Below are 24,703 nucleotides of genomic sequence, written 5' to 3'. Positions count from 1 at the left end.
GCGCCGTTCGTCTTCCGGCCGCTACCGGACGAGCGCGTTGACGAGGACGCCTCCGAGCGCACCGTGGGCGCGCTTGGTGGCCGGGCGCAGGGCCCCGACGTCGACCCTGGTGTAGGACGAGCCGAGGTGGTCGTCCCACGGGATGCGGACGATGGCCCGGCAGCGCCCGCGCGCGACCCGCTCGGCGGCGTCGACGTCCTTGAGGCTGCGCTTGCTGACCCCGTTGACGACGAGCACCGAATTGGCTCGCAGCGCGTTGTAGCCGTTGCCGTCCAGCCAGTCGAACGTCATCGAGACCGCCCGTTCGGCGTCGGCGTTGGCCGGGGCGACCAGTACCAGGCCGTCCGCGACCGGCAGCGCACGCGCGACGCCGGTGGCCGCGGGGTCCAGCAGGGTGATGCCGTAGAACGAGCCGAGCAGGGACGCGAGCTGGCCGTAGTCGCGGTCGTCCAGGGTCTGGACGTAGGGGTCGTCCAGGGTCTGGACGACCTCCAGGCCGGTGCCCGACCGGCTGGTGTAGCCGCTCATCCGGGCGTAGTCGCCGATCGCGTCCGCGTTGGCGAGCAGTGCGGTCAGGGTCTCCGGGGTCTGGGCCCCGACCCTGCGGGAGAGGCCGTTGGGTCCGGGGTTGACGTCGACCGCGACGACCAGGTCGTCGCGGTGCGCGGCCAGGGTGTGGCCGATCATCAGGGTGGTGACCGTCTGCCCCGCCCCACCGGTGCACCCCAGGACCACGAGGCTGCACGGGCCCTCCAGCGGGGTGCGCAGCCGCTCGATGTCGCTGGGGGGCAGGTCCGAGCGGACGGGTGCCGCCCCGCCGGTGACGACCTTGGCGAGGCGTCGCCAGCCCCGGGTGCCGCCGGACTCGCTGCCGCCCGGCTCGCCGCGGAGTGCCTCTTCCGGCTCCCTGACGGGCTCGGAGGGCCGGGGCCGCTGCGACGGGACGCCGTTGGGCGTGTCGCCCAGGCTCTCCTGCTCGCCCGTGCCGTGGTCGAGTTCCAGCTGGGGCCGGGGGTCCCGGGCGGACGGCTCGGGCTCGTCGCCCGGGACGGGCTGCCCGAAGAGCTGGCCGAGCTTGCGGGCGTTCTGGGCGACCCGGTGGAAGACGCCGTCACCGGGGTCGGCGCCGTCCGCGGACCCCGGGTCCGGGCGGGGGTCCTGCCCCGTGTCGGGCGCCCCGTCCCCGTCGCCGGCCTCCCGGGCCGCGTCGGCGGGCGCGGCGGTGCCGGTGCCGCCGGGTTCCCCCGTCTCCCGCGACCACAGGTCCTCGGATCCGGGGCCCTCCGCCGCGAGGGCGTCGGCCATGCTGGGGTTGCCCCTGGGGTCGCGGGCGGCGCTCTCGTGCCCGTCCGCGTCGGCGGGGGCGTCCCGCTGATCCGGTGCGGAGGTGTCCTCCCGGGCGGGCGGCACGCCCTCCGCCGCGCCGGTGGCGCGCATGGTCCACCTGGTCCGCGGGGCCGCCTCGGCGGCCTCCGCCCCGGAACCGGCCGCCTCGGAGCGGGCGATCTCGGAGCGGGTCCCCGCCGGGCGTACGCCGTCGGCGCGGCCGTCCTCCCCGCGCCCGGCGTCGCGGACCGCGGCCGCGCGGCGGCGGGCCAGGGCCGCGGCCTCGGCCTCCTCCAGGTCGGAGACCGTGCGCCGGCGCGCCGTTCCCGTGCCGGGGTCCGCGCGCACGTTGCGGTCGGCCCGCTCCGGTTCGTCGCGGACCTCGGCGAAGCTGACGAGCTCGCCGGTCCCGTGGTCGAGCTGGGTGGGCGGTTTGGCCCCCTCCTCCGGAGTGTCCGGATCCGGGACCGCCTCCGTCGGCCCGGCCGTCTCCGCCTCCTCCGGTTCCGGCGCGCGACGCACCCGCTCCGCAGCCTCCGTCCCGGCCGCCTCCGCGCCGGGGTCGTCGGCGGGTCCGGACACGGCGGCGCCGTCCTCGCGCAGCTCGCCGGCCGGGATGACCGGGTTGCCGCGGTCGCCGACCTTGGGCTGGTCCGGGTGGCGCTTCTTCCCGTCCTCGAACCACTCGCCGGGGTCGCGGGGGGCGTCCCGTTCGGTGGTGGGGACGGCGTCGGCGAACTTGGGACGGGGCGGCGCCGGGGTGTCCGCCGTGATGAGGTGCCGGTCGAGCACCGACATGTGCGCGTCCCACTCCGGTCCCCGGTCCTCCGGCTCCTCCTCCGGCCTCCGGGGCATGGCGTCCTGCTCGCCGGTGCCGTGGTCCAGTTCCGGGGCGGGGACCGCGCCCGCGGTGCGGGCCGCCCTGGCACCGTCCGCGGCGTCGGCCGCGGGCCCCGTTCCGCGAGGCTCCGGGGGGCGCGGGCTCCGGGTCTGCGCCTGCTCCCGTGCGACCGGGGCCTGCGGGGTCTGCGGGGCCTCGGTGACCGTGGCGGAGGCGGCCGGAGCCCCGGGTTCCGCGGTGTCGTGGGCGGCGTCGCCGGTGGCCCGCGCGTCCTGGCCGGAGGCCGGACCGGTCCCGTGTCCCGGCGCCTGCCCGGCGTCCACGCGGTCCGCCTCCGCCGGGGAGGCGGCGGCCGGGGGCAGCCACGGCACGGCGGTCTCCGCGGCGGGCCGACCGGTGGCGGCCGCGAAGCGGACCGCGTAGTCGGACAGGTCCGCGTGGTCGGCGGGGCCCTCCTCGGCCCGCTCCTCGTCCAGGTCCCACGGGGCGGCGTGCGGGCGTCCCCGGCGGCGCGGAACCCGGGGCCCCTCGGGGGCCCGGTCCCCTTCGCCGGGGGCGGGTGCGGTCCCCGCTTCGGGGAGGCCGACTCCCTGGGCCCGGACGGGGCGCTGCTCCTTGGGGCCCCGTTCGCGCACCTGCTCGGTGCGGCGCTCCTCCAGGTCCTTCGCGACCCGGATGCCCTGGGTGCGGCCGCGCAGGCGCCGCGCGGCGGGGGTGTCGTCCTGCGGTTCGGGGTCGGGGGCGGACATCACCTCCTCGGCACGGCGGCGCTCCCGTCCCGGTCCCCGGTTCCCGGCGACGGCGTCGGCGACCTCGTCCCGGCTGAGGGCGCCGGTGTCGCCGAGGGAGTAGGCGTTCTTGGAGGTGAGGCCGACGGGGGTCTCGCCGGAGGAGGCGCGCAGGTTGGCGAACCACGCGTCGCTGTCGCGCTGTTCGTCGTTCTCGGTCCGGTGGACCGGCTCCTCGTCGAACGCGTCCCGTTCGCCGTCGTCGCCGCTCCCGGCCGCCTCAGGGGCGGCGGGGCGCTCCGGTCGCAGGCCCCACCCGAAGTAGTTGAGCACGCGGCGGCCGACCCCCCGGCGCGGCCCGTCGGGGCCGTCCGGCGTGCCGGGGTCCCCGTGGGACCCCGCGGAGGCCTCGGACGCGTGGAACTCCTCGCCCCGGTCGTCCTCCGGAGCCCGGTCACCGGGTCGCGCGAGGGACGCGACGGCGACCGGTACGCGCTCCTCGCGCGCGGGGGCCCCGGCGTCCCCGGACTTCCCGGTCCGTTCCGGCGCGGTCCGCTCCACCGGGGACGCGGCCCGGGAGGGCGCGGCGGGCACGCTCACGGCGGAGGCCGGGAGCAGGGGCGCGGCGGAGACGCGGACCGGCTCGCGGTCCCCGCCCCCGGACCCCCTTCCCGCCGCGGCGGGCGCCGGCGCCTCCTCGACCGCCGGCGCGGACGCGGAGACGCGTTCGGCCAGGCCGGGCAGCGGGGGCGCGGCCGCGGGCACGGGGCGCACGGCCGTGGTCTCCTCGGCCGGGACCGCGGCGGGGGCGGCCTCCACCGCCCGGCGCCCGGCGCGGCGGCGCCTGGGCACGGCCAGGGGGCCCGCCTCGGGGTCGCGGTGCCACACGCGCACCGCCACGCGGACCTCGGAGGGCTCGTACTCGGGGGCCAGGCGGGTGTACACCCTGGCCTCGGCGAGGAAGCGCGCCTGGGAGATGAGCAGCTCGGTGAGCCGCTTGCCCTCGATGACCGGCCGCGTCGCCAGCACCGTGATCACCCCGGGAGGCACGACCCAGAGCACCAGGTGCCAGCCGTTGCCGAACGCGAAGGGCGCGTTGAGGATGCTGAGCAGGACCACCCAGAGCGCGAACACGCCCAGGGCGACCCCGAACGTGCCCACCGGGAGCGGCATGGGCAGCCGGAAATCGTAGAGCTTGTACAGCCGCTTCTCGATACGCCAGATGTTGGTGTACGTGGGCAGATCCACGTTCCCGGCCTCCCTCGCCTATTCCGTCGATACGCCCATCGCTCGGGCGAGCGCCACTGCGATGACCTCGATGATGCCGGGGACGTAGAACACGATCCCGATGAAGATCGCCAGGATGATGAACTGCGCGAACCGCGTGATCTCCCTCGTGAACAGGAAGAACACCGCCACGATGGACACGATGACGAGGAAGAGGGGCCCGAAGAAGCCGCGCAGGAAGTCGGCGAGGCCCCCGGTGTCGGGGGCGTTCTCCGTCGGGGTGGTCTCCACCGCGAGGGTCAGCAGGTCGGTGGCGCCGACGGCATGGAACACGTCAGGTGTGGATGACAGCAGGGGGAGCATGTCAGGCGCCGTCCTCCGCTGTCGTGACCGGTGTGCTCATGGTTCTTCTCGTCTCCTTGCCTACTGGCCCCGTCACCCGCCGAACGAGCGAGGGGCTCCCTGGATGTCGCGGACGTGCCACTCGGAACCGGAGTCGACGACCGTGACCAGGTAGTTCTGTGTCACCCGCCCGGCTTCGGCCCCGTCGGGGGCCGGAACGCTCCACGTGACCGTCGCCGCTACCTGTCGTACGTCATCATCCCCGTTCGGGGACTGTGATGGCACCGCCATATCGGACAGTTCGACGAATTCCAGGCTGTTCTCCGGAAGTGGGGCGATGGTGACGCCCGGTTCGACGTAGCGCTCCAGGTGCGCGGGCTCCCCCGCGTAGGCCTCGAAGAAGCCCGGCAGCACCTCCGTGAGCTGTTCGGCGGCCTGCGGGTCGGTCTCGAAGGAGGCGTCCTCCGGCAGGCTCGCCCGGCTGGGCGGGGCGAGGAAGGCCGGGGCGCCGGCCACCACCAGGGAGTCCCCGTCGGCGTAGACGGGCACGTCCAGGCGCATGGGTTCGCCGTTGACGTCGGCCCGCACGATGATGGAGGCGTTGTGGTCGTCGTGGACGTCCACGGCGACGACGGTGAGGTTGTCCCCGGTGAGGCTGTCGGCGGGGACCTCGAGTCCAGCCGCCTCGCCCTCGGGGACGAACGCCGCCAGGGCCGACAGGCGCGCCTCGGTGTCGGCGGTGTCGAGGTAGGCGTCGGCGAACCGGAGCCCGAAGGCCGCGGCCGCCGTCTCCGGGTAGACGGGCTCCTCCGCCTGCTCGGGTTCCTCGGACGCCGCGGGCAGGGCGAACCCCCCGCGCAGGGGGAACCAGATGCCGTTGAAGACGACGACGATGATGAACGCCCACAGGACGGCGCGTCCCACGCCGACCCACCAGCGCCCGCCCGACCCGGCACGGGGCCGTCGGGTTCGGGGGGCGTCGAACTCCATCTCGTCGCCCTCCCGGTCACGTACGGCGGTGCCGCGTCGTGACGCCTTCGCCATCCCCGCCTCCTGCACACAGTTCCGCGCCGCCCGCTTCGGACGGCGTATCCGCCACGCCCTTGTCTACCCCATCCCTATAGTGAGGCATTGTGGGGGTTGGGAGCGGCCTCCGTGACTCCGCGTTTCCCCGCCAACAGCGCATTGCGCGCAACGGTAGAACTTCCCAAAAGGTGCATACCACAGCAATGGTTCATGGAACTCAAGGTGGGGCTGTGCACGTCGGCGCAGTTTTGGTTGGACCGGAAAGCGATTAGTCACTCGGCAGGGAGCAAGTTCTGTCCTCCGGGGGCAGGAAACCGTTGACGGGATGTAACCGGGATCTCCTTCGGAAGGATCCGAACCCCCTCCGAGGTCCCCGGGGACGCCACCGCGGCCCCACCCCTCCCACCGCCCCCGCACGCACGGCGCCCCCGCGGCGGGCGCCCCGGGGCCTGCCCGGCACGGTGCGGTGCGGCGCCTAGGATGGCGCGATGCTCCCCCGCCGCCCCCTCGCACGGGCCCTGCTGGCCCTCTACGCCGCGCTGTCCGCCGTCCACCTCGTCGTCCAGTGGTACGGCGCCGACGGCTGGTCCCGCCCGACACAGGCGCTGCTGATGCCCGTCCTCGCCGCCGTCCTCCTCGCCGAGGCCCCCCGGCCGGGCGCACGCCTCGCGGTCCTGGCCGCGACCGCCCTCGGCCTCTCCTGGCTCGGCGACACCGCGCCCGCACTGGCCTCGGGCGACACGGCGTTCCTGCTGATGGTGGGGTTCTTCCTCGTCGCGCAGGTCGTGTACGCCGTCGCCTTCGCACCCCTGCGGTCGGACAGCGTCCTCCACCGCCGCCGGGTGCTCCTCGTCCCCTACGCCGGGGCCGTGGGGGCGCTGACCCTGGTCTGCGCCCCCGGCGCGGGAGACCTGCTGGTCCCGGTGCTCCTGTACGGACTCTGCCTGGGGGCGGCGGCGGTCCTCGCCACCGGGGTGCACCCGCTCGCGGGGGCCGGCGGGGCGCTGTTCCTCGTCTCCGACGGCCTGATCGCCCTCGGGGCGTTCGTCCCCGGGTTCGGCCTCCCCGGGGACGGCTTCTGGGTGATGCTCACCTACACCGCGGCGCAGGCGCTGCTCGTGCTCGGCGTCCTGGCCCGGCTGCGGACACCGGACCGGACCGCCCCCGTGCCGGGCGCGGCGCCCGCCGACAGCGCGTGAGGGGCCGCGCGCCGCCGCGGTCACGGCGGTGCGCGGCCCCTCACGGGTGCTGCGGGGCCACGGTTCCGGTCAGACGTTGAAGCGGAACTCGACCACGTCGCCGTCGGCCATCACGTACTCCTTGCCCTCCATGCGGACCTTGCCCGCGGCGCGGGCGGTCTGCATGTCGCCCGCGGCCACGAGGTCGTCGTAGGAGACCACCTCGGCCTTGATGAAGCCGCGCTGGAAGTCGGTGTGGATGACGCCCGCGGCCTCGGGGGCGGTCGCGCCCTTGCTGATCGTCCAGGCGCGGGCCTCCTTGGGCCCGGCGGTCAGGTAGGTCTGGAGCCCGAGGGTGTCGAAGCCGACCCGGGCGAGCTGAGCCAGGCCCGACTCGGACTGCCCCAGGGACTCCAGGAGCTCCTGTGCCTCGTCGTCGTCCAGCTCGGCCAGCTCCGCCTCGATCTTGGCGTCGAGGAAGATCGCCTCGGCGGGGGCGACGAGGGCCTGGAGCTTGCCGCGCAGCGCCTCGTCGGCGAGCTCGTCCGTGTCGAGGTTGAACACGTAGATGAACGGCTTGACCGTGAGCAGGCTCAGCTCGCGCAGCCGGTCCAGGTCGATGCCCTCGGCGGCGGACAGCGACGTGCCGCCGTCCAGGACCTCCTGGGCCTGCCGGGCGGCCTGGAGCAGCTCTTGGGCGCCCTTGTCCTTGGCGTTGCGCTTGGCGTCCTTCTCCAGGCGCGGGAGCGCCTTCTCCAGGGTCTGGAGATCGGCGAGGATCAGCTCGGTGTTGATGGTCTCGATGTCGCGGGAGGGCTCGACGTCGCCGTCGACGTGCGTGACGTCGGGGTCGTCGAAGGCCCGGATCACCTGGCAGATGGCGTCGCTCTCGCGGATGTTGGCGAGGAACTTGTTGCCCAGGCCCTCACCGGTGGAGGCGCCGCGCACGATGCCCGCGATGTCGACGAAGTCCACCGTCGCCGGGAGGACCTTGGCCGAGCCGAAGATCTCGGCCAGCTTCCCGAGCCGGCCGTCGGGCACGCCCACGACCCCGACGTTGGGCTCGATGGTCGCGAACGGGTAGTTCGCCGCCAGAGCGTCGTTCTTGGTCAGGGCGTTGAAGAGGGTGGACTTGCCGACGTTGGGCAGGCCGACGATCCCGATAGACAGACTCACAAGGCCCGAGTCTATGCGGACCGGCGGGTGGGACGGTCCCCCGCCGCCGGAAAGCGGCACCGATCACCGAAACACGCTGCACAGGGGACGCTGCTCACAGTAGGTTCGTTCAACGTCTCCGGGGACCGGGGGCGGAAACCGTCCGGGCGGCCGTGTGCCGCGCACCCGGGCACCCGCACCCCGCGTCCCCGGTCGAAACACGGCCGCTGACACGGGGGAGGCGGCATCCGGTGGACGTCCGGTCCGTGCCGGGCGGGGGCGACGAGGGCCACAGGGGCACGGTGGGCTCCTCGACCGACCCGGCGCAGCGGGCAGGCGGCACGTCCGGGGGTACCGCGCGGCGGCGCGGCCCCGCCGCGGGGGCGGCGGGGCCTTCCGCTCACCCTCCTCTGCCGCGGCCACGTTCCTGGGGGAGGACAACTGTGGTCACCGAACAACTCCGGGCGCTCGTGCGCCGCTACCCGCTCGTCCGCTTCGCGACACGGCAGATCCGCGTGCGCCTGCCCAGGCGGCTGGGCGGCCTGGACCCCGCGCACGTCCCGCCGTGGAGCCGCAGCTTCACCTTCGCCCTCCCGCGGCTGGCGTCGGACACCCGCGGGGCCGGACCGGACAGTCTCACCCTGCGGCTCCCCGGGGACCTGACGGTGCCCCGGCGCCTGGCCGCGTTCGGCCTGGCCCGCCACGAACCCGACAGCCTGGCCTGCTTCCTCGCCATGCTCGGCCACACCCGACCCGGGGCGGTGCTCGACGTCGGGTCGGGGGTGGGGGTCTACTCGGTGCTGGCCGCCGCGCGCAGCAGCCGGCCCGTGTTCGCGTTCGAGCCCACGCCCGAGATCGCCTCGGCCGCCCGCGCGGTGTCGTCCTCCGCGGACCTGGGGTTCTCGGTGGTGGAGCTGGCGCTGAGCAACCACAACGGCACCGCCCACCTGCGCCGGGCCAGGAACAACGACATGTGCAACACGCTGGTGCACGCCGCCCGGGGGGACCTGTCCCACATCACCGTGGGGGTGAGCACCCTGGCCCGGTGGAGCGAGACCGCGTCCGCCGCCCCGGCGGTCGTGAAGATCGACACGGTCGGCACGGAGCCCGACGTGGTCGCCGGGGGGCTGGAGGTGCTGCGCCGGTACCGGCCGTGGATGCTGGTCAAGGTCCGGCCGGACCGAGGGGTCGAGGAGCGCCTGATGGCGCTGCTCGACCCGTTGGAGTACACGTGGTACCCGGTGAGCGGGAGGCCGCCCTACCGGCCGCGTCCGGAGATCGCCGGACGGGCCTCACCCGCCACGGAGCGGATGTGGCTGTTCACGCCGCAGCCGGTCCCCGCCGGTTTCTGGACGTCGGTGGCCGGTTGGCGCGAAGCGCTCGGGGCCTGCTCCCCGGACTCCAGGAGCGCCTGAGGGGCGGGCGCGGCCCGCGCCGGGCCCCTCCCGGCCCGCGGCCCCGCGGCGGGGCCGCGGGCTGCCCGGGAGGGGCCCGGTCGGCTACAGCCGCGCCCGGGCCGCCCCGGCCACGGCCCTCCGGGGGGACGGCGCGCGGCCGCGCACCCAGCCGTCCAGGGCGTCGACCAGGGCCGCCGGTTCGTCGCGGTGGACGCAGTGGCCCGCCCCCTCCACGACCCGTACGGTGAAGCCGCGCTCGGCGAGCTCCCGTGCCGCCCGCGGGTCGACGGTGATGCCGTTCCCCGCACGCAGGACGAGGGAGGGAACGGCCGGCCTCTCCGGGAGGAAGTCCCTCCCGGCGACCTCCGAGGCGACGAAGTCGAAGAACGCCGGGTCGAAGGAGGCGAAGCCGCTGAGCTCCTTCTCGACGTCGGCGTCGCTCCACCTGGGGTTGAGCTGGCGCACGCCCTCGACGTCCGCGGTGGCGAACACCCTGCGCATGCGCTCACCGGCGTCGTCGGCCATGGGCGGGAGCCGGAACGCCGGGTCGACGTAGACCGCCCGGCGGGGCACGAGCCGCTCGACGGCCAGGGAGAGCGCGACCCCGCCCATCGAGTGGCCGACGACCGCGTCGAGCCCGGTGGGGAGGGAGTCCGCGAGATCGTCCCCGAGCGCCTCGACGCTGTAGGGGCCGCGCGGACTGCGCCCGTGGCCGCGCATGTCCACGCCGAGCACGCGGTGGCCGCGTGCTACGAGTTCGGCCTCGACGGCGTGCCAGGTCCCGTGGTGTGCCATGGCCCCGTGGACGAGGGCGATGGTGTGGTCTCCGGTACCGCTGCTGTAGGTCTCCAGTCGCATGGGAGGGGGCCTCCTCGGATAGGGGGACTGCGGGGATCGGGGCCGGTGCGGAGTTCCGGCCTTCGCGTTCGGACCTCCAGGGTCTCGAAAACTTTTGCACAAGGAAAGAGGATGTCCGGATGCGGACTCGGGTCCGCGACCTCCCACCTCTCCCCGGAGCCCCGGACGGCGCCGCCGCCTCCGGAACGGTCCTCCGGGCCGTGCGGCCGCACGGCCCCGGGCGGCGGACATGCCGGACTTGGTCGGCCTGCCCGCCGATGTCCTGCGTGGCGGGGAGACCGGGGCGCACGGCGGCTGGCACCATGTGCGCCATGGACGGTCTCGCACTCGTACTCATGCTCCTGGTCGGCCTGGCGATCGGCGTCGCCGTGGGATGGATCCTCGCCCGCGGGCGGGAGGCCGAGGCCCGGGCGGAGGCCCGGGCCGCCGAGGAGCGGGCGGCCTACGTCGAGGAGCAGCTCGGCGACCGGTTCCGCGCCCTGTCCGCGCAGGCCCTGGACCAGACCAACCAGCGCTTCCTGGAGCTCGCGGAGGGACGCCTGCGCACGGTCAGCGCCCAGGCCGGCGGCGACCTCGACGAGCGGCGGCGGGCGGTGGAGCGCATGGTGGAACCGCTGACCGAGACGCTGAACCGGGTGGAGCGGCAGCTCAGGGAGGTGGACGCGGGACGGGTGGCCGCCCACGCGGAGCTGGCCAAGCAGGTGGAGTACGTGCGCGAGGGGTCGGAGCGCCTGGGGGAGCAGACCCGGTCCCTGGTGACCGCGCTGCGGCGGCCCGAGGCGCGCGGCCGGTGGGGCGAGCTGCAGCTGCGCCGGGTGGCCGAGCTGGCGGGGATGGGCCCCCACTGCGACTTCGAGGAGCAGGCGGCGACACGGGACGGGTCTCAGCGCCCCGACATGGTGGTGCGCCTGGCCGGGGGCAAGAACATCGTCGTGGACTCCAAGGTGCCGCTCTCCGCGTACCTGGACGCCGTGGAGGCGGGCCGGGAGGAGGCCGCCGAGGAGCGCCTGCGCGCCCACGCGCGGCACCTCCGCACGCATGTCGACCAGCTGGCGGCCAAGTCGTACTGGGCGGCGTTCACCCCGGCGCCGGAGTTCGTGGTGCTGTTCATCCCCGGCGAGGCCTTCCTGGCCCCGGCCCTGGAGCACGACCCCGGCCTGTTGGAGCACGCGATGGCGCGACGGGTCCACATCGCCACGCCGACGACGCTGATCTCCCTGTTGCGGACGGCGCAGTACGCGTGGCAGCAGGAGGCGCTGAGCGAGAACGCGAGGGCGGTGTTCGACCTCGGCAAGCAGCTGCACGAACGGCTGGGCACGCTGGGCGGGCACGTGGAGGCCCTGGGCCGGGCGCTGACCCGGACCGTGGGCGCCTACAACCAGACGGTGGGGTCGCTGGAGAGCCGCGTGCTCGTGACCGCCCGGCGGTTCGGCGAGCTGGGCCTCGTGGACGGCGAGCTGGACCGGCCGACCGGCGTGGAGGAGCGCCCGCGCACGGTGGCCGCCCCCGAGCTGTCGGGGTACGGGGCGGAGGCGTTCGGTGAGGACGGGCACGCGCCCGGCGGACCGCTGCCGGACGGCCCCGCGGGGCGTGACGGGGTCCGCGGGGCGGCTCCCGGAGCGGGAGACCGGGAGGGCTCGGATTTCGACGGTATTCGGCATGTGGGTAACAAGAGCAATGGTTCGACCGGAAAAGAACCCCGAAAGAGCGTGCACGGGACATGAATCCGCAGGTCGGCGCAGGTCCGACAATCCGCCCGAGGACCACTCGGGCGAGCACCTCCGGAGCGACAGAACCGCCGTGCGCCATGCTGGTGTCCCACGAGTGGGGGGCGTGTTCGCGACGGAAGGGGCAAGTGACCGAAATGGCGACACGTTCCCCGGAAAAGACGCCCTACGCTTACTAGAAGTGACACACTAAACACCGTGAGTAACACACTTGGGAGGCGAACGGCTATGCCCCCGCGGAAGGCGGACGGTCCGGAGCCCGGGCACGCACCGTACTTCGTGCGGCCCGAGGGCCGCGGCCGGGGCGCGCGGAGCGCCCGGAGGAGAGCGGGCGCCGCCCCGGGCGCCCCGGAGGGGAACCCCGTGCGCCGGCCTCCCCGCCTGACCGGTCGGGGCGGCGTCCTGGTCATCGCCGTGCTGAGCTTCGCCGGGACCATGATCGCCCAGTGGTCGGGCACCCCCGCCGTGCCGGGCATCGCCTTCACGGTCGCCTGCCTGGCGACGGCGTCCGCGGTCCGCCCCGCCGACCTGCTCTCGCTGTCGGTCAGCCCGCCCCTGGGGTTCTTCGTGGCGGTGGCCGCCGCCGAGAGCGTGCTGGCCCTGGGCAACGAGGGGTTCGCGCGGGTCCTGCTCCTGGGCCTCGCCTCGCGGCTGGCCGAGGCGGCCCCCTGGCTCTTCCTGGGCACCGCGCTGGTCCTGGTCATCGGGGTCTTCCGCGGCCTGCCCGGCAACCTCCGCGACCTGGGCGACGAGCTCAACGGCCGCGGGTAGCGCCGGGCGCGCCCGGTCGCCCCCCGGGGGGGGCCGGGCCCCGCGCCCCCCGAGGCGCGCTCCCATCGCGCACCGGTCAGCCGCCGGGGCCCGCGCGGATCAGAAGGGCGCGTCCCCGTCCGCCGGGGGGTCGTCCTCCCGGCGCTCGTCCATGGCGGCGGCCATCTTGGCCCGGGCGCCCTCCAGCCACTGCTCGCACACGCGGGCCAGCTCCTCGCCCCGCTCCCACAGGGCCAGGGACTCCTTGAGGCTGAGCCCGCCCGACTCCAGTCGGCGGACCACCGTGTTGAGCTCTTCGCGGCTCTCCTCGTAGCTCAGCTCCGGCACTGCGGCCCCGCCGTCCTTGCCGTCGGTCTTCGTGCCCTTGGCGGCCATCTCTACTCCCCCTCGGTGGTGTCTTCGGTGTGGACGGACTCCACGGTGGCGGTCAGGCTGTCCTCGGCGAACCTCACCCGCAGGGACTCCCCCACGTCCGGTTCCGCCGCGGAGCGCACCACCGACCCGTCCGGACGCTGCACGACGGCGTACCCGCGTGCCAGCGTCGTGGCCGGGGACAGGGCGTGCAGACGCGCCCTCGTGTGGCCGAGGCCCTCGCCGGCCCGGTCGAGCGACAGGGTGAGGCTCCGGCGGGCCCGGTCGCGCATGTCCGCGACCTGCTCCGCGAGCCGGTCGATCTCCCGGACGGGGCTGGCCAGGACCGGACGGGACCGGATGCCCGACAGCCAGGAGAGCTCGCGCTCCAGCGCGCCCGTGAGGACCCTGCGCCCCCGGTCGCGCAGCTGCCTGATGATCTCCAGCTGCTCTCCCACGTCGGGGACGGTCTTCTTGGCCGCGTCGGTGGGCGTGGAGGCGCGCACGTCGGCGACTAGGTCCAGGAGCGGGGTGTCCTGTTCGTGGCCGATCGCGCTCACCACGGGCGTGCCCGCCGCCGCGACCGCCCGCACCAGCGCCTCGTCGGAGAACGGCAGCAGGTCCTCCAGGGAGCCGCCGCCCCGGGCGATCACGATGACGTCGACCTCCGGGTGCGAGTCCAGCTCCTTCAGGGCCTCCAGCACCTCGCGGACCGCACGGTCGCCCTGGACGGCGACCTGTCGCACCTCGAAGCGGACGGCGGGCCACCGGCGGCGGCCGTTCTCCAGCACGTCGCGCTCGGCCGCGGAGTCGCGTCCGCAGACCAGCCCCACCGTGGCGGGGAGGAAGGGCAGGGGCCGCTTGCGCCCCTCGTCGAACAGCCCCTCCGCCGCCAGGGTGCGCCGCAGCTGCTCCAGCCTGGCCAGGAGTTCTCCCAGGCCCACGTGGCGGATCTCCAGCGCGCGGAGCGAGAAGGTGCCGCGCACCTCGTAGAAGTCGGGTTTGGCGTGCACGACGACGCGCGCCCCCGCCTCGGGGGGCGGGCTCTGCGCGTCCAGCACCGAGGTCTGGCAGACCACCCGCACCGACACGTTCGCGACCGGGTCGCGCAGCGTGATGTAGGCCATCCGCCCCCGGCGGTTGAGCTCGGCGATCTGCCCCTCGACCCAGATCCGGCCCAGGCGGCCGATCCACTGGCCGACGGCGTTGAGGACGACTCGTACCGGTTGCGGCGCCTCGGCGGAACTCTCCATGCCCATGGCAACCGAGCCTAGGGGAGGCCGGGGACAGTTCCGGGCAGGCCGGTCGCCGGGCGCGGCCGCGCGCCGTGGCGGCCGCGCCCGGCTTCGGTCAGCCCTGCGCGTCCCCGCCCGCGGACACCGTGTTGTCGATGCCGATGTCGGTGATGTCGGGTTCGCCCTCGGCGTGGTGGACGGTGTTCTCGGCACCGGTCACGTGGATGGACTCGGCGCCGCCGACGTGGACGGTGAGGGAGTTGCCCGTGACGGTGACCGCGCCGCACTGGCCGTTGAGGACGACCTCCGCGCCGCTGGCGGTCACGTTGACGTCGCGGCCCTCGCAGTCCTCCGTGACGCTGCCCTCGACCGACGCGATGTTGATGTCGCCGGTCCCGTCGTCGATGGTCACGCCGCCGCCCTCGTCGAGGGTCACGTCGCCGTCCTGGTTCCCGACCGTGACGTCGCCGTCCGAGTCGACGGAGACCTCTCCGTCCTCGCTTCCGACGGAGACGCCGTCGGGGTCGACGCTGACCTCCTGGTCGGTGCCGGGGATGCCGACCGAGCAGCCGGTCAGCCAGAAGGCCGCCGCGGTGAGGAGCGCGGCGGTGGAAGTCGCGGGACGCATGGTCGTAGCCCTTCGAGCGGGAAGCGCCGTGGTGCGCTCGTCAGTAGGACGTTCCCCGCCCCCGTGTGGTTCCGCCGGGTCGCGGCACAGGCGCCTGCCGGGCCCGCCGGCTGCTACGCCCCGGCTTCCAGCTTGGCGATGCGGTTGTCGTACATCTTGATGAACTCGGTGCGCCCTCCGTGCGCGACCTCGTAGGCGCGCAGGTCGCGGACCTGCTCGATGGTGAGCTTGCGCAGGCGCGCGCGGACGGACGGGAGGGTGAGCTCGTCGTAGGTCGGCACGGCGAGGTCCTCGACGGCGGGTGCGGCCTCCTTGCGGACCTTCTCCAGCACCTCGTCGCTGGCGACGGTGGTGTGCGCCTCCGCGGCGGCCAGCTCCTCGGCGATGGCCGGGGCCTCCTCGGGGACGTCCTCGGTGGCCGGGACGACGGGCTCCGTGCGGACCTGGGCCCCCTCCTCCTCGGGGGTCTCCGCCTTCTCGGGGGTGGTCTTCTTCTCGGCGGTCCCGGACTCCGGAGCGGGGGTCGCCCCTGCCCCGGGGGCCTCCGCCGGCTCCGCGGCGGCGGGCTCGGGGGCGGTCGGCTCCGCGGCGGCGGACTCGGGGGCCGCGGCGGGCGCCTTCTCCCCGGCCTCCGGCTCCGCGTCGGCCGACGCCGCAGCGGCGGGCTCGGGGGGCGCGGCGGCGGGGGCCGGGCTCCCGGCGGCGGCCTTCTCCCCGGCCGCCTCGGCGGCGGACGGGGCGGCGGTGTCCGCGGGCTCGGCGGGGGCGGCCGGCTTCTTGCGCCCGAAGATTCCCTTGGCCAGGGTGATCAGTTTCGTGGCGATCGTCGGGTTCGACATAGGACGGGGGCTCCTGGGTGGTCTCGGCGGTGGGGTCGGCGGCACGCGTCCAGCAGACCGGGCAAGGCCGAGTCGGGGCGAACCGCCTGTGACAGATGCGATGGTGAACCAGGATAGAGGAGGGGGAACACCGCGAGCAGGGGATGGGCGAACGATTTCGCCACTTCGATCCACGACCGGACACATCCTGTTGCGATACCGTCACCTTGGCCCCGGTGGGGCGCGGATATCCCCGTAACGGTGCCATCGCCCACACCAGGGTCGTACACGGACCAAGCCACCTAGGATGTACGCATGACTGCGATGACGACTGCCACGAACCAACGCCGTGTGCTCCTCGCCAACCCCCGGGGTTACTGCGCCGGTGTCGACCGCGCGGTCATCACCGTCGAGAAGGCCCTGGAGCAGTACGGCGCCCCGATCTACGTGCGCAAGCAGATCGTGCACAACACCCACGTGGTGCGCACCCTGGAGGAGCGCGGCGCGATCTTCGTCGAGGAGACCGAGGAGGTGCCCGAGGGCGCCATCGTCGTGTTCTCCGCGCACGGCGTCTCCCCCGCCGTCCACGAGGAGGCGGGGAGGCGGCAGCTCAAGACGATCGACGCGACCTGCCCGCTCGTCACCAAGGTCCACAAGGAAGCCAAGCGCTTCGCGGCGGAGGATCGCGACATCATCCTCATCGGCCACATCGGCCATGAGGAGGTCGAGGGCACCAGCGGTGAGGCCCCGGAGCACATCCAGATCGTGGAGAGCCCGGACGAGGTCCACAAGGTCCGGGTCCGCAACCCGGACAACGTCTCCTGGCTGTCCCAGACCACCCTCTCGGTGGACGAGACCACCCAGACGGTCGACGCCCTGCGCGAGAGGTTCCCGAACCTGCTCGACCCGCCCAGCGACGACATCTGCTACGCCACCTCCAACCGCCAGGACGCCGTCAAGGCGATGGCGCCCGAGTGCGAGCTGGTCATCGTGGTCGGCTCCGACAACTCGTCGAACTCGGTCCGCCTGGTCGAGGTCGCCCTGGACGCGGGCGCCGACGCCTCCTACCTGATCGACAACGCGTCCCTCATGGACGAGGCCTGGCTGGAGGGCGTGACCACGGTCGGCGTCACCAGCGGCGCGTCCGTGCCGGACATCCTGGTGCGCGAGCTGCTCGACAAGCTCGCCGGGCACGGCTACGGCTCCGTCTCCCCGGTGACGACCGCCGACGAGACGCTGACCTTCTCGCTGCCCAAGGAGCTCCGCCGCGACCTGCGCGCCGAGTAGCCCCGGCCCCTGCATGCCGAACGCCCGGCGGGTGCGCCCGCCGGGCGTTCGCCGTGTCCGGGGCCGGGGCGACCCGCGGACCAGGGCCTAGCCCTCGGGGGACTCCGAGGGCTCCGCGTCCCCGCCGCCCTCCGCCGCGGGGAGGTCCTCCAGCCCCTCGGCCAGGTGGGCCAGTTCGTCGAGTTCGGCCGAACCGGAGACGACCAGGGTCACGCCCTCCTCCCGCAGGACCAGGGCGCCCCAGTCCTCGGAGTCGTAGTGCTCCCACTCGCGTCCGCCGACCGCGACCGTGCCGACCTGCTCGGCCTCCTTGACGCGCTCCGCGACGACCTGCTCGGGGTCGGCGTCGCTCTGGGTGAACATGGCGTGGCTGTCGGCCGCCGTGGCGAAACCGACGCTCCACTCGACCGGACCGCTCACGTTGAGGGTGGAGCTGGTGGGCGTCCACCCCTCGTCGGTCAGCTCGGCCGAGGGTGCCCTCACGGGGTAGTCGGCGGCCTCCCCCAGGACGTCGGCGTCCGGCCGGTAGTCCACGGTGGGGATGTGCTCGCCCGAGCGCGTGGAGACCACGAACGCCATGATCAGGACGATGCCCACGAGGATCCCGAGGGAGATGGCGTAGTTCTTGAAGGTCGCGCTGGACCGGCTGTACTCACTCATGACAGGGTCCAGCTTGCCGCAGGTCCGGGGCCTTTCCGACCCGGGGTGGGCTTAGCGGCGCGCACCCCCGGCCCCGCGGCGGCCCTGTCCGGCCACCGGGTCCGGCTGTGCGAGCGGGGTCGGCGCGGCGAGGGGCAGCCCGGCGGACGCGGGCCCGGAACGGTCCGCGGAAGACCGCCTAGGCCTCGGGGTCCGCGGTCCGGTGCCGTGGTTCGAGCCGGGTGAGCAGACCGGTGATGTCGTCGGCGAGCCTGCGCGCCTCGGCGTCGTCGCGGCGCACCACCTCGGCCACGGCCAGCAGCATGGCCCCGCTCACGACGATCAGGAGGGCCTCGTCCACCGGCTCGTCCGCCTTGCGGAACAGCGCCACGTTGCGGTCGGTCCACTGGGTGAGCCGTGACCGCAGCTGGTGGTCGAACCCGGGAGGGCCGTCACCGCTGAAGAACAGGCGGGTCGTGTCGCCCTCCTCGATGCATCCGAGGAGGTAGGCGTGCGCGGCGATGTTCATGAGCCGTGTGGGATCGCTCTCACCGCCCGCCCTGGCCTCCACGACCGCCTGGTGGGTCCGCTCCTGCTGGCGCTGCTGGAACTCCTCGTACAGGGCGAGGTAGAGGTCCGCCTTGCCGGTGAAGTGGTGGTAGAGGCTCCCGACGCTGGCCCCCGCCACCGAGACGACCTCGCTGACACCGGCCTTGGCGAAACCCACCGTGTGGAAGACCTGGGCCGCCGCCCTGAGCAGGGCGCTGCGGGTGGCCGCTCCGCGTGGGGAGACCCGCGCGGGCTTCACCAGCTTCTCCGGCTTGTCCGTCTTGTCCACTGTCACACCCTCACTCCAGTCCGGCCGCTCCGGTCCGGATCCCGCCAGAGTAGACCTTCGCGCCCTCCGGACGACCGGCTCGGGCGGCCGCGCGGGTACCCGGGGCCGCTCGGGGATCACGTCGGGTGACTACCCTAAGACCTGTCCCCCCGCCCTGTTCCCTGTCGGAAGGTGTCACGTCCATGTCGCAGCCCAGTAGCCCGTCCGCGCAGCCCGCGGCGCCCGACCGCAACCTCGCGCTGGAGCTGGTCCGCGTCACAGAGACCGCGGCGCTCGCCGCCGCCCGCTGGGTCGGCAAGGGCGACAAGATCGGCGCCGACGGCGCCGCCGTGCGCGGCATGCGGCACATGATCAGCACCGTGTCGATGAACGGCACGGTCGTGATCGGCGAGGGCGAGAAGGACAACGCCCCGATGCTCTACAACGGCGAGCGCGTGGGCGACGGCGGCGGCCACGACTGGGACGTGGCCGTCGACCCCGTCGACGGGACGACCCTGACCGCCATGGGCATGCCCAACGCCATCGCGGTGATCGCGATGAGCCCGCGCAACACCATGTTCGACCCGTCCGCGGTGTTCTACATGGAGAAGCTGGCCGCGGGCCCGGAGGCGGCGGACGTGGTGGACATCGCCGCCCCCGTCGCCGACAACGTCCGCGCGGTGGCCCGCGCCAAGGGCAAGTCGCCGCAGGACGTGACGGTGGTCATCCTCGACCGCCCCCGCCACAAGCAGCTCGTGCAGGACGTGCGCGACGCGGGCGCCCGCATCAAGTTCATCAGCGACGGCGATGTGGCCGGCGCGATCATGGCGGCCCGCGCCGGCACCGGCGTCGACCTGCTCCTGGGCATCGGCGGCACGCCGGAGGGCATCATCACGGCCTGCGCCATGAAGTGCCTGGGCGGCGTCATCCAGGGCCGCCTGTGGCCGAAGGACGACGACGAGCGCCGCAAGGCCCTCGACGCCGGGCACGACCTGGGCCGCGTGCTGTACACCGACGACCTGGTCTCGTCCGACGACGTGTTCTTCGCCGCGACGGGCATCACCGACGGCGAGCTGGTCGGCGGCGTGCGGTACGAGTCCTCGCGCGTCATCACCGACTCCCTCGTCATGCGCGGCCGCAGCGGCACCGTCCGCCAGGTGCTCAGCGAGCACCGCCTGAGCAAGCTGTCCGCGTACAGCGGCGTGGACCTCACCTCCGCGCCCTGACCCGGCCTCCCGGGCCCGGACACCCCTCGTCCGGCGCCCGGTGGCAGGATCCCGCCGCTCCCCCGGCCGGTGGGGGCGGCGCGGGCGCCCTCTCCCCGACCGGCCGTCCGAAAGTGGCGCGGAACGCGAACCACACCGGGGTGGACAGGCATCAGACCCGGCGTTGGCTGCGCGGTCGCGCGCGAAGAAATCCCCCGTCGGAGGTCCGATGTCCCACCCCGATCCCTCACAGCAGCCCCAGTGGCAGCATCAGCCGCCCGGGCGGCCCGGGCAGGGTTTCCCTCCGCCGCAGGGCCCCGTCCCCGGTCAGCAGTACGCCGCCCCGGGCGTTCCGGGCGGCGTGCCCGGCGCCCCGGGCGGCGGTGTCCCCGGGGGCCCGCCCCCCGGCCAGTACTCCGGCGGGTACGGCCCGCCTCCGGGCGGTGGCGGCGGGCGCAACCGCTGGCTGATCCCCGCCGCGGCGGGCGTGGCGCTCGTCGTGATGGGCGGAACCGTCTGGGCCACCGTCTCCCTGGTGAGCTTCGGCGGTCCGCAGCCCGAGTCCGTGCTCCCCGGCAGCTCCGTCGCGTTCGGCAAGGTCGACCTGTCGATCGACGGGTCCCAGGCCATGGAGCTGATCCGGTTCGTCGACCAGCTCCCGGCGGAGATGACCGAGGAGATGGACGAGCCCGACGGCGACATGACGGAGCTGTTCGCGGAGGTCTTCGTCGAGGCCTTCCCCGAGTCCCGCCAGGCCGACGTGGAGGAGTGGATCGGCCAGCGCGCCGGCGTCTCCGTGTGGCCGACCGCCGACGCCGCGGCCGAGGTCGACGAGGGCTCCGGCCTCGCGATGGCGCTGGCGCTGGCGGTCGAGGACGAGCGGCGCGCCGAGGAGGAGCTGGCCTCCCTCGCGAGCGGCGACGACACCCTCCACTTCGAGATGACCAACGGCTTCGCCCTGCTCTCCACCTCCCAAGCGGCGCTGGCCGACCGGGCCGCCCAGGTGGACGAGCACGGGTCCCTGGAGGACTCCGACGTCTACTCCGGCGACGTGGCCGACGTGCCCGGCGGAAGCCTGGCCGTGGGCTGGACGGACTTCACGCGCCTCATGGAGGTGGAGGGCGTCGCAGCGGAGATCCAGAGCGGGATGGCCGCCGAGACCGGTGAGGTGAGCGGCCGGGCCACCGCGTCGCTGCGGATCGACGGTGACTACCTGGAGGCGCGGGCGGACGTCTTCGACTTCGAGGTGGACAGCGCCGACCTGGCCTGGCTGGCCGAGACGCCGGGCGCGAGCGTGGCGGCGATGGAGTCGCTGCCGGAGAGCACCGTCATGGCGTTCGGCGCCAGCGGCCTGGACACGGCTCTGACCGACGCCTACGAGAGCGACGAGATCCCGTTCCTGAGCGGCAGCGGCGAGATGCAGGAGATGGAGCGCGAGTTCAACGCCATGGGCGCTCCGCTGCCGGAGGGCTTCACGAACCTGCTGGGCTCGTCCACGGCGTTCGGCGTCACCGGCATGGACCTGGACAGCTTCTTCGGCTCGGCCTACGGCGGCGGCGAGGAGTTCTCGTTCCAGTACCGCGCGGTCGGCGGCGACGAGGGCGTCCTGGGCGACTTCGTCGAGAACGTGGCCGCCTCCGACCCGTACGCCACCCCGCCGGGTGTGAGCACCGACGGGGACGCCGTCGTCGTGGCGAGCGGCAGCAGCGCCACCGGGCGCCTGGGCGACGACCCGGTGTTCCAGCAGACCATGCAGGAGATGGACGACGCCGTGGTCGCCGGCTACTTCGACATGCGCCAGGTGCTGACGGACACCGAGGTGCAGAACCCCGCCGAGTGGGGGGCGATGGGCCTGGCCGTGAACGTCACCGAGGAGGGCCGGCGCAGCGGCGTCGAACTGCGCTGGTCCCCCAGCGGCGGCGGCGAGTGAGCCGGCGCGCGACCCGGTAGGGCGCGCGGGGCGGCAGGACGGACGGCGCGGGAGCCCTTGGGGACGGCCCGCGCCGTCCGTGTGCCGCAGCCCCCGGGGGCGGCCCGCCCCGTCCGGGGTGTTCTCAGCCGACGACGCGCCGTCGCATCTGGAAGCCTGCCAGGAACCACATCAGCACGATGAACCCCAGCAGCACCCCGACGTGGAGGAGCGCCGCACCGGCGCCGAGCCCTCCGAACACCGAGCCGCGGATCAGCTCGACCGCGTGGTAGAGCGGGTTGGCCATGGCGGCGCTCTGCACCCAGGCGGGCAGCTCCGTGAGCGGGAAGAACGTGCCCGCGACCAGGAAAAGCGGAGTGAACAGGCCGCTGAACACGTAGTCCATGGACCGCACCGACGTGATCACAGCGGAGATCCAGATGCCGAAGAGCGCGAACGCGAACCCGGCCAGGAACGCGATGAACGGCACCAGGAGCATGCCCGGGCCGGGTCGGAGCCCGAAGCCGACGGCGACCAGCAGGGGGACGCAGCCGTACACGCCCGAGCGCATCGCCAGCCACAGGGCCTCGCCGGTGACCAGCTCGCGCACGTCCACCGGGGCGGCGAGGATGCCCTCGTAGGTGTGCAGGAAGCGCCGCTTGATGAAGGTGTTGATGACGGCGGGCATCATCGACTGGAACATCACGGACACCGCCACGATGCCGGTGCCGAGGAAGTCGATGTAGCTGAACCCGGCGAGGGTGCCGATGAGGGCGCCCATCCCGAATCCGAAGCAGAGCAGGTAGAGGGTCGGCTCGACGACGGCGGCGAACGTGGTGGCGCGCCAGGACTGGCCGTACAGGATCCACTCGCGGGCGACGACGCCGATCACGGCGTCGGCCTCGATCCGTCCGGGGCGCGCGTGGACCTCGGGCCGGGCGTCGTCCCTGGCCCGGTCGTGCTGGATGCTCATTCGACGCTCTCTCCGGTCAGGGTCACGAACACGTCCTCCAGGGTGCTGGCCCGGCGGTGGGGGGTCCCCAGCCGGTCGCGGAGGGAGTCGGGCAGCTCCTCGGCGCGCAGGACCGACAGGGTGACGCCGGTCCGGCGGGTGGTGAAGCCGTGCTCGCGGACGCGGCGTTCGAGGACGTCGGCGCCCTCGTCCCCCGGGGTGTACTCCTCGACGGTGGAGCCCGCGTACTTGGCGACGAGGTCGGCGGGGGTGCCGCGCTCGACCACCGCGCCCTTCGCCATGAGCGCCACCTCGTCGGAGAGGCGTTCGGCCTCCTCGATGTAGTGGGTGGACATCAGGACGGTGACGCCCTCGTCGCGCAGCGCGGAGATGACGCCCCACAGGTCCTGGCGCACCTGCGGGTCGAGGCCGACGGTGGGCTCGTCCATGAGGACGAGCTCGGGTCTGTGGAGGAGGGCGCGGACGATGAGGAGGCGGCGGCGCATGCCCCCGGACAGGTCGTCCACGAGCGTGTCGCCCCGGTCGCCGAGCTGGGCGAGGCGCATGGCGCGGGCGACCGCCTCCTTGCGCCGGGCGCGCGGGACCCGGTAGAGGAAGGAGAACATCCGCAGGTTCTGCTCGACGGTGAGCTCCTCGTCGAGGTTGTCGTGCTGGGGGACGACGCCCATGCGGGCGCGGGCCCACTTGGACTCGGCGGGGATCGGGTGACCGAGGATGCGGATCTCGCCCTCGTCCGCGAGGGACTGGGCGGTCAGCATCTTCATGGTCGTGGACTTGCCCGCGCCGTTGGGGCCGAGGAGTCCGAGGACGACGCCCTGGGGGACCTCCAGGTCGAGCCCGTCGACGGCGGTGAGCGTCCCGAAGCGCTTGACGACGCCGCGGAGCAGCAGTGCGGGCACGTCCGGCGGGGGTGCGTTGACGGGGGTGGAGGACGCGCTCCCGGGCAGGCGGCGGCCGGGCACAGGTGTGGTCATGGCCCAACCGTAGGCACCGGGTGCCCGGAATTCCAACGGGTTTACGCCCGCCGCGCGGCCACCGCACGGCCTGTTCGCGCGCCCCCGGAGGCCGGGCGCCACAGGCGGGGGGCCGCCCCGGCGACCCCCCGCGCCGCGCCCGCCCCGGGGGCCGCGGAAAACCCGTTGCGCCCGCTCGGAGCCCCTGCCTACCATCGTCACTTCCGGGCCGGGGAGCCCGGAACCGGAGACGATTCCCGGGGGCCGACGCCCCACGGGTCAAGGACAGGTGTTGATGAACCGGAACGCGCCGAGCGCGCCTCACATCCCTGCGGGCCCCCGCACCGTCTGACGCGGCGCCCCTTCCGTCGAGAAGCGCTCGGCCTGCTCCTGCTGCCTCGTACCACTTCCAGCAAGGAGTTCCGGGTGTCCACCACCGATTCACCGTACGAACCCAGTCCCACCCTGCGCACCAGCACCTTCACGTGCCTGCGCTGCGGCCTGTCCGTGTCCGCCCTCGCGCCCGGGGGAGAACGGCGCGACCACTGCCCGAGCTGCCTGACCTCGCGCCACGTCGTCGACCAGGTCCGGGGCGGCCGCTCCGACTGCGGCGGGCGCATGGTCCCCGTCTCCGTCGCGGTCGTGCGCGACGGGGCCTGGATGCTCGTCCACCGCTGCACGCTGTGCGACGAGCTGGCCGGGAGCTCCGTCTCCCGGGACGACAACCACCTCGTCCTCATGAGGATCGCGGTGCGGCCCCTCGCCGACCCGCCGTTCCCGCTCGACCTGTTCGGGGAGGTGTGAGCGTGGGAAGGCGCAACGTTCGTGACCGGCGGCCCCAGCGGGCGAAGACCGTCCGGCACGCCGCCGGCGAGTCCGGGTCGTTCCGGTGCGCGGGGTGCCGTCTGGAGGTCCCCCTCGCCGCGCCGGGGACCAGCCACCGGAACCACTGCCCGAACTGCCTGGCCAGCCTGCACGTGGACCGCCGGATTCCCGGCGACCGCGCCGCGGACTGCCGGGGCAGGATGGTCGCGCTGAGCCTCTCCTCGCGTCCCGACGGGGAGTGGATGCTCATCCACCGCTGCGTCCGCTGCGGCGAACTCGGCTCCAACCGCGTGGCCGGGGACGACAACCCCCGCGCCCTGGTCCGGTTGGCGGTCCGCCCGCTCGCGGCCGCCTCCGACGCGGTGGCGAGGCGGGTGCTGCTTCGCCTGTAGGGGCGGCGCCGACGGGGTTCCGGAGGCGCCGCGGGCGGGTCGGCCGAGGAGGGCGTCACCTTCTTCGACACCGCCGACGTCTACGGCGACGGCCG

Annotated in this window: 22 protein-coding genes; 9 read left to right on the top strand and 13 right to left on the bottom strand. The window is 74.2% G+C overall.

The window, feature by feature from the left end; all coding sequences use genetic code 11:
- Positions 1–21: 21 nt before the first annotated feature.
- The 3 genes from ABZ234_RS19375 to ABZ234_RS19365 all read right to left on the bottom strand — a co-directional run bounded on the left by ABZ234_RS19375 (position 22) and on the right by ABZ234_RS19365 (position 5,508).
- A complete protein-coding gene (locus ABZ234_RS19375) occupies positions 22–4,143 on the bottom strand; it encodes a TcpE family conjugal transfer membrane protein (protein WP_355012994.1) in 4,122 nt (1,373 codons plus the stop codon).
- Positions 4,144–4,161: 18 nt separating this feature from the next.
- On the bottom strand, positions 4,162–4,485 hold the full coding sequence (locus ABZ234_RS19370) for a hypothetical protein (protein WP_267946525.1): 324 nt from the start codon (positions 4,483–4,485) through the stop codon (positions 4,162–4,164).
- Between the two features lie 72 nt (positions 4,486–4,557).
- Complete coding sequence (locus tag ABZ234_RS19365; RefSeq protein WP_355012993.1) at positions 4,558–5,508, bottom strand: conjugal transfer protein; 951 nt, start codon at positions 5,506–5,508, stop codon at positions 4,558–4,560.
- A 470-nt stretch (positions 5,509–5,978) separates the two neighbouring features.
- Here ABZ234_RS19365 and ABZ234_RS19360 point away from each other — a divergent pair, with 470 nt between their 5' ends.
- A complete protein-coding gene (locus ABZ234_RS19360; RefSeq protein WP_355012992.1) occupies positions 5,979–6,689 on the top strand; it encodes a lysoplasmalogenase in 711 nt (236 codons plus the stop codon).
- A gap of 69 nt (positions 6,690–6,758) precedes the next feature.
- Here ABZ234_RS19360 and ychF read toward each other — a convergent pair whose 3' ends face one another.
- Positions 6,759–7,844, bottom strand: coding sequence for a redox-regulated ATPase YchF (gene ychF, locus ABZ234_RS19355; protein ID WP_267946528.1), 1,086 nt, complete (start codon positions 7,842–7,844; stop codon positions 6,759–6,761).
- Positions 7,845–8,266: 422 nt separating this feature from the next.
- Between ychF and ABZ234_RS19350 the strand changes: the two genes are divergently transcribed.
- Positions 8,267–9,238 carry an FkbM family methyltransferase gene (locus tag ABZ234_RS19350; protein ID WP_344185333.1) on the top strand — a complete coding sequence of 324 codons (972 nt, stop codon included), beginning with the start codon at positions 8,267–8,269 and terminating at the stop codon, positions 9,236–9,238.
- An 84-nt stretch (positions 9,239–9,322) separates the two neighbouring features.
- Here the strand turns inward: ABZ234_RS19350 and ABZ234_RS19345 are convergent, their stop codons facing one another.
- The gene (locus ABZ234_RS19345) at positions 9,323–10,078 is read right to left on the bottom strand and encodes an alpha/beta hydrolase (RefSeq protein WP_267946530.1); all 756 of its coding nucleotides are present in this window, start codon (positions 10,076–10,078) and stop codon (positions 9,323–9,325) included.
- 311 nt (positions 10,079–10,389) lie between these two features.
- Between ABZ234_RS19345 and ABZ234_RS19340 the strand changes: the two genes are divergently transcribed.
- Positions 10,390–11,802 carry a DNA recombination protein RmuC gene (locus ABZ234_RS19340; protein ID WP_355012991.1) on the top strand — a complete coding sequence of 471 codons (1,413 nt, stop codon included), beginning with the start codon at positions 10,390–10,392 and terminating at the stop codon, positions 11,800–11,802.
- A gap of 231 nt (positions 11,803–12,033) precedes the next feature.
- Positions 12,034–12,576 (top strand): DUF6542 domain-containing protein, encoded by a 543-nt coding sequence (locus ABZ234_RS19335; protein ID WP_355012990.1) that lies wholly within the window; start codon positions 12,034–12,036, stop codon positions 12,574–12,576.
- Positions 12,577–12,675: 99 nt separating this feature from the next.
- Here the strand turns inward: ABZ234_RS19335 and ABZ234_RS19330 are convergent, their stop codons facing one another.
- The 4 genes from ABZ234_RS19330 to ABZ234_RS19315 form a co-directional block, all read right to left on the bottom strand.
- On the bottom strand, positions 12,676–12,951 hold the full coding sequence (locus ABZ234_RS19330; RefSeq protein ID WP_355012989.1) for an exodeoxyribonuclease VII small subunit: 276 nt from the start codon (positions 12,949–12,951) through the stop codon (positions 12,676–12,678).
- A gap of 2 nt (positions 12,952–12,953) precedes the next feature.
- On the bottom strand, positions 12,954–14,186 hold the full coding sequence (gene xseA / locus ABZ234_RS19325) for an exodeoxyribonuclease VII large subunit (RefSeq protein ID WP_330161757.1): 1,233 nt from the start codon (positions 14,184–14,186) through the stop codon (positions 12,954–12,956).
- 91 nt (positions 14,187–14,277) lie between these two features.
- Positions 14,278–14,790, bottom strand: a complete 513-nt coding sequence (locus ABZ234_RS19320) for a DUF3060 domain-containing protein (protein ID WP_267946535.1) — start codon at positions 14,788–14,790, stop codon at positions 14,278–14,280.
- 113 nt (positions 14,791–14,903) lie between these two features.
- Positions 14,904–15,629 (bottom strand): hypothetical protein, encoded by a 726-nt coding sequence (locus tag ABZ234_RS19315; protein WP_355012988.1) that lies wholly within the window; start codon positions 15,627–15,629, stop codon positions 14,904–14,906.
- 294 nt (positions 15,630–15,923) lie between these two features.
- Between ABZ234_RS19315 and ABZ234_RS19310 the strand changes: the two genes are divergently transcribed.
- Positions 15,924–16,895 carry a 4-hydroxy-3-methylbut-2-enyl diphosphate reductase gene (locus tag ABZ234_RS19310; protein ID WP_267946537.1) on the top strand — a complete coding sequence of 324 codons (972 nt, stop codon included), beginning with the start codon at positions 15,924–15,926 and terminating at the stop codon, positions 16,893–16,895.
- An 87-nt stretch (positions 16,896–16,982) separates the two neighbouring features.
- Here the strand turns inward: ABZ234_RS19310 and ABZ234_RS19305 are convergent, their stop codons facing one another.
- Together ABZ234_RS19305 and ABZ234_RS19300 are read right to left on the bottom strand one after the other, a co-directional pair.
- Complete coding sequence (locus ABZ234_RS19305; protein ID WP_352984030.1) at positions 16,983–17,555, bottom strand: DUF4245 domain-containing protein; 573 nt, start codon at positions 17,553–17,555, stop codon at positions 16,983–16,985.
- Positions 17,556–17,733: 178 nt separating this feature from the next.
- Positions 17,734–18,372 (bottom strand): TetR/AcrR family transcriptional regulator, encoded by a 639-nt coding sequence (locus ABZ234_RS19300; protein ID WP_355013020.1) that lies wholly within the window; start codon positions 18,370–18,372, stop codon positions 17,734–17,736.
- Between the two features lie 182 nt (positions 18,373–18,554).
- On the opposite strand from ABZ234_RS19300, the gene glpX reads away from it, so the two are divergent.
- Together glpX and ABZ234_RS19290 are read left to right on the top strand one after the other, a co-directional pair.
- On the top strand, positions 18,555–19,577 hold the full coding sequence (gene glpX / locus ABZ234_RS19295) for a class II fructose-bisphosphatase (RefSeq protein ID WP_267946539.1): 1,023 nt from the start codon (positions 18,555–18,557) through the stop codon (positions 19,575–19,577).
- Between the two features lie 208 nt (positions 19,578–19,785).
- Entirely contained in the window at positions 19,786–21,486 is a 1,701-nt protein-coding gene (locus tag ABZ234_RS19290; RefSeq protein ID WP_355012987.1) for a hypothetical protein, read from the top strand.
- A gap of 124 nt (positions 21,487–21,610) precedes the next feature.
- Here ABZ234_RS19290 and ABZ234_RS19285 read toward each other — a convergent pair whose 3' ends face one another.
- The gene (locus tag ABZ234_RS19285) at positions 21,611–22,438 is read right to left on the bottom strand and encodes an ABC transporter permease (RefSeq protein WP_355012986.1); all 828 of its coding nucleotides are present in this window, start codon (positions 22,436–22,438) and stop codon (positions 21,611–21,613) included.
- Positions 22,435–23,412: an ABC transporter ATP-binding protein gene (locus ABZ234_RS19280; RefSeq protein WP_355012985.1), complete on the bottom strand. Its 978-nt coding sequence runs from the start codon at positions 23,410–23,412 to the stop codon at positions 22,435–22,437. The genes ABZ234_RS19285 and ABZ234_RS19280 overlap by 4 nt, the downstream gene beginning before the upstream one ends.
- Positions 23,413–23,817: 405 nt before the next feature.
- On the opposite strand from ABZ234_RS19280, the gene ABZ234_RS19275 reads away from it, so the two are divergent.
- Both ABZ234_RS19275 and ABZ234_RS19270 read left to right on the top strand, forming a co-directional pair.
- Positions 23,818–24,195: an RNHCP domain-containing protein gene (locus tag ABZ234_RS19275; protein ID WP_267946543.1), complete on the top strand. Its 378-nt coding sequence runs from the start codon at positions 23,818–23,820 to the stop codon at positions 24,193–24,195.
- A complete protein-coding gene (locus ABZ234_RS19270) occupies positions 24,192–24,608 on the top strand; it encodes an RNHCP domain-containing protein (RefSeq protein ID WP_267946544.1) in 417 nt (138 codons plus the stop codon). Before ABZ234_RS19275 ends, ABZ234_RS19270 begins: the two co-directional genes overlap by 4 nt.
- Positions 24,609–24,703: the final 95 nt, after the last annotated feature.

The sequence above is a fragment of the Nocardiopsis sp. NPDC006198 genome, assembly GCF_040613895.1.
Taxonomy (GTDB): domain Bacteria; phylum Actinomycetota; class Actinomycetes; order Streptosporangiales; family Streptosporangiaceae; genus Nocardiopsis; species Nocardiopsis tropica.
The sequence above is the reverse complement of the archived record's forward strand: the minus strand, read 5'-3'. Positions and strand labels throughout refer to the sequence as shown.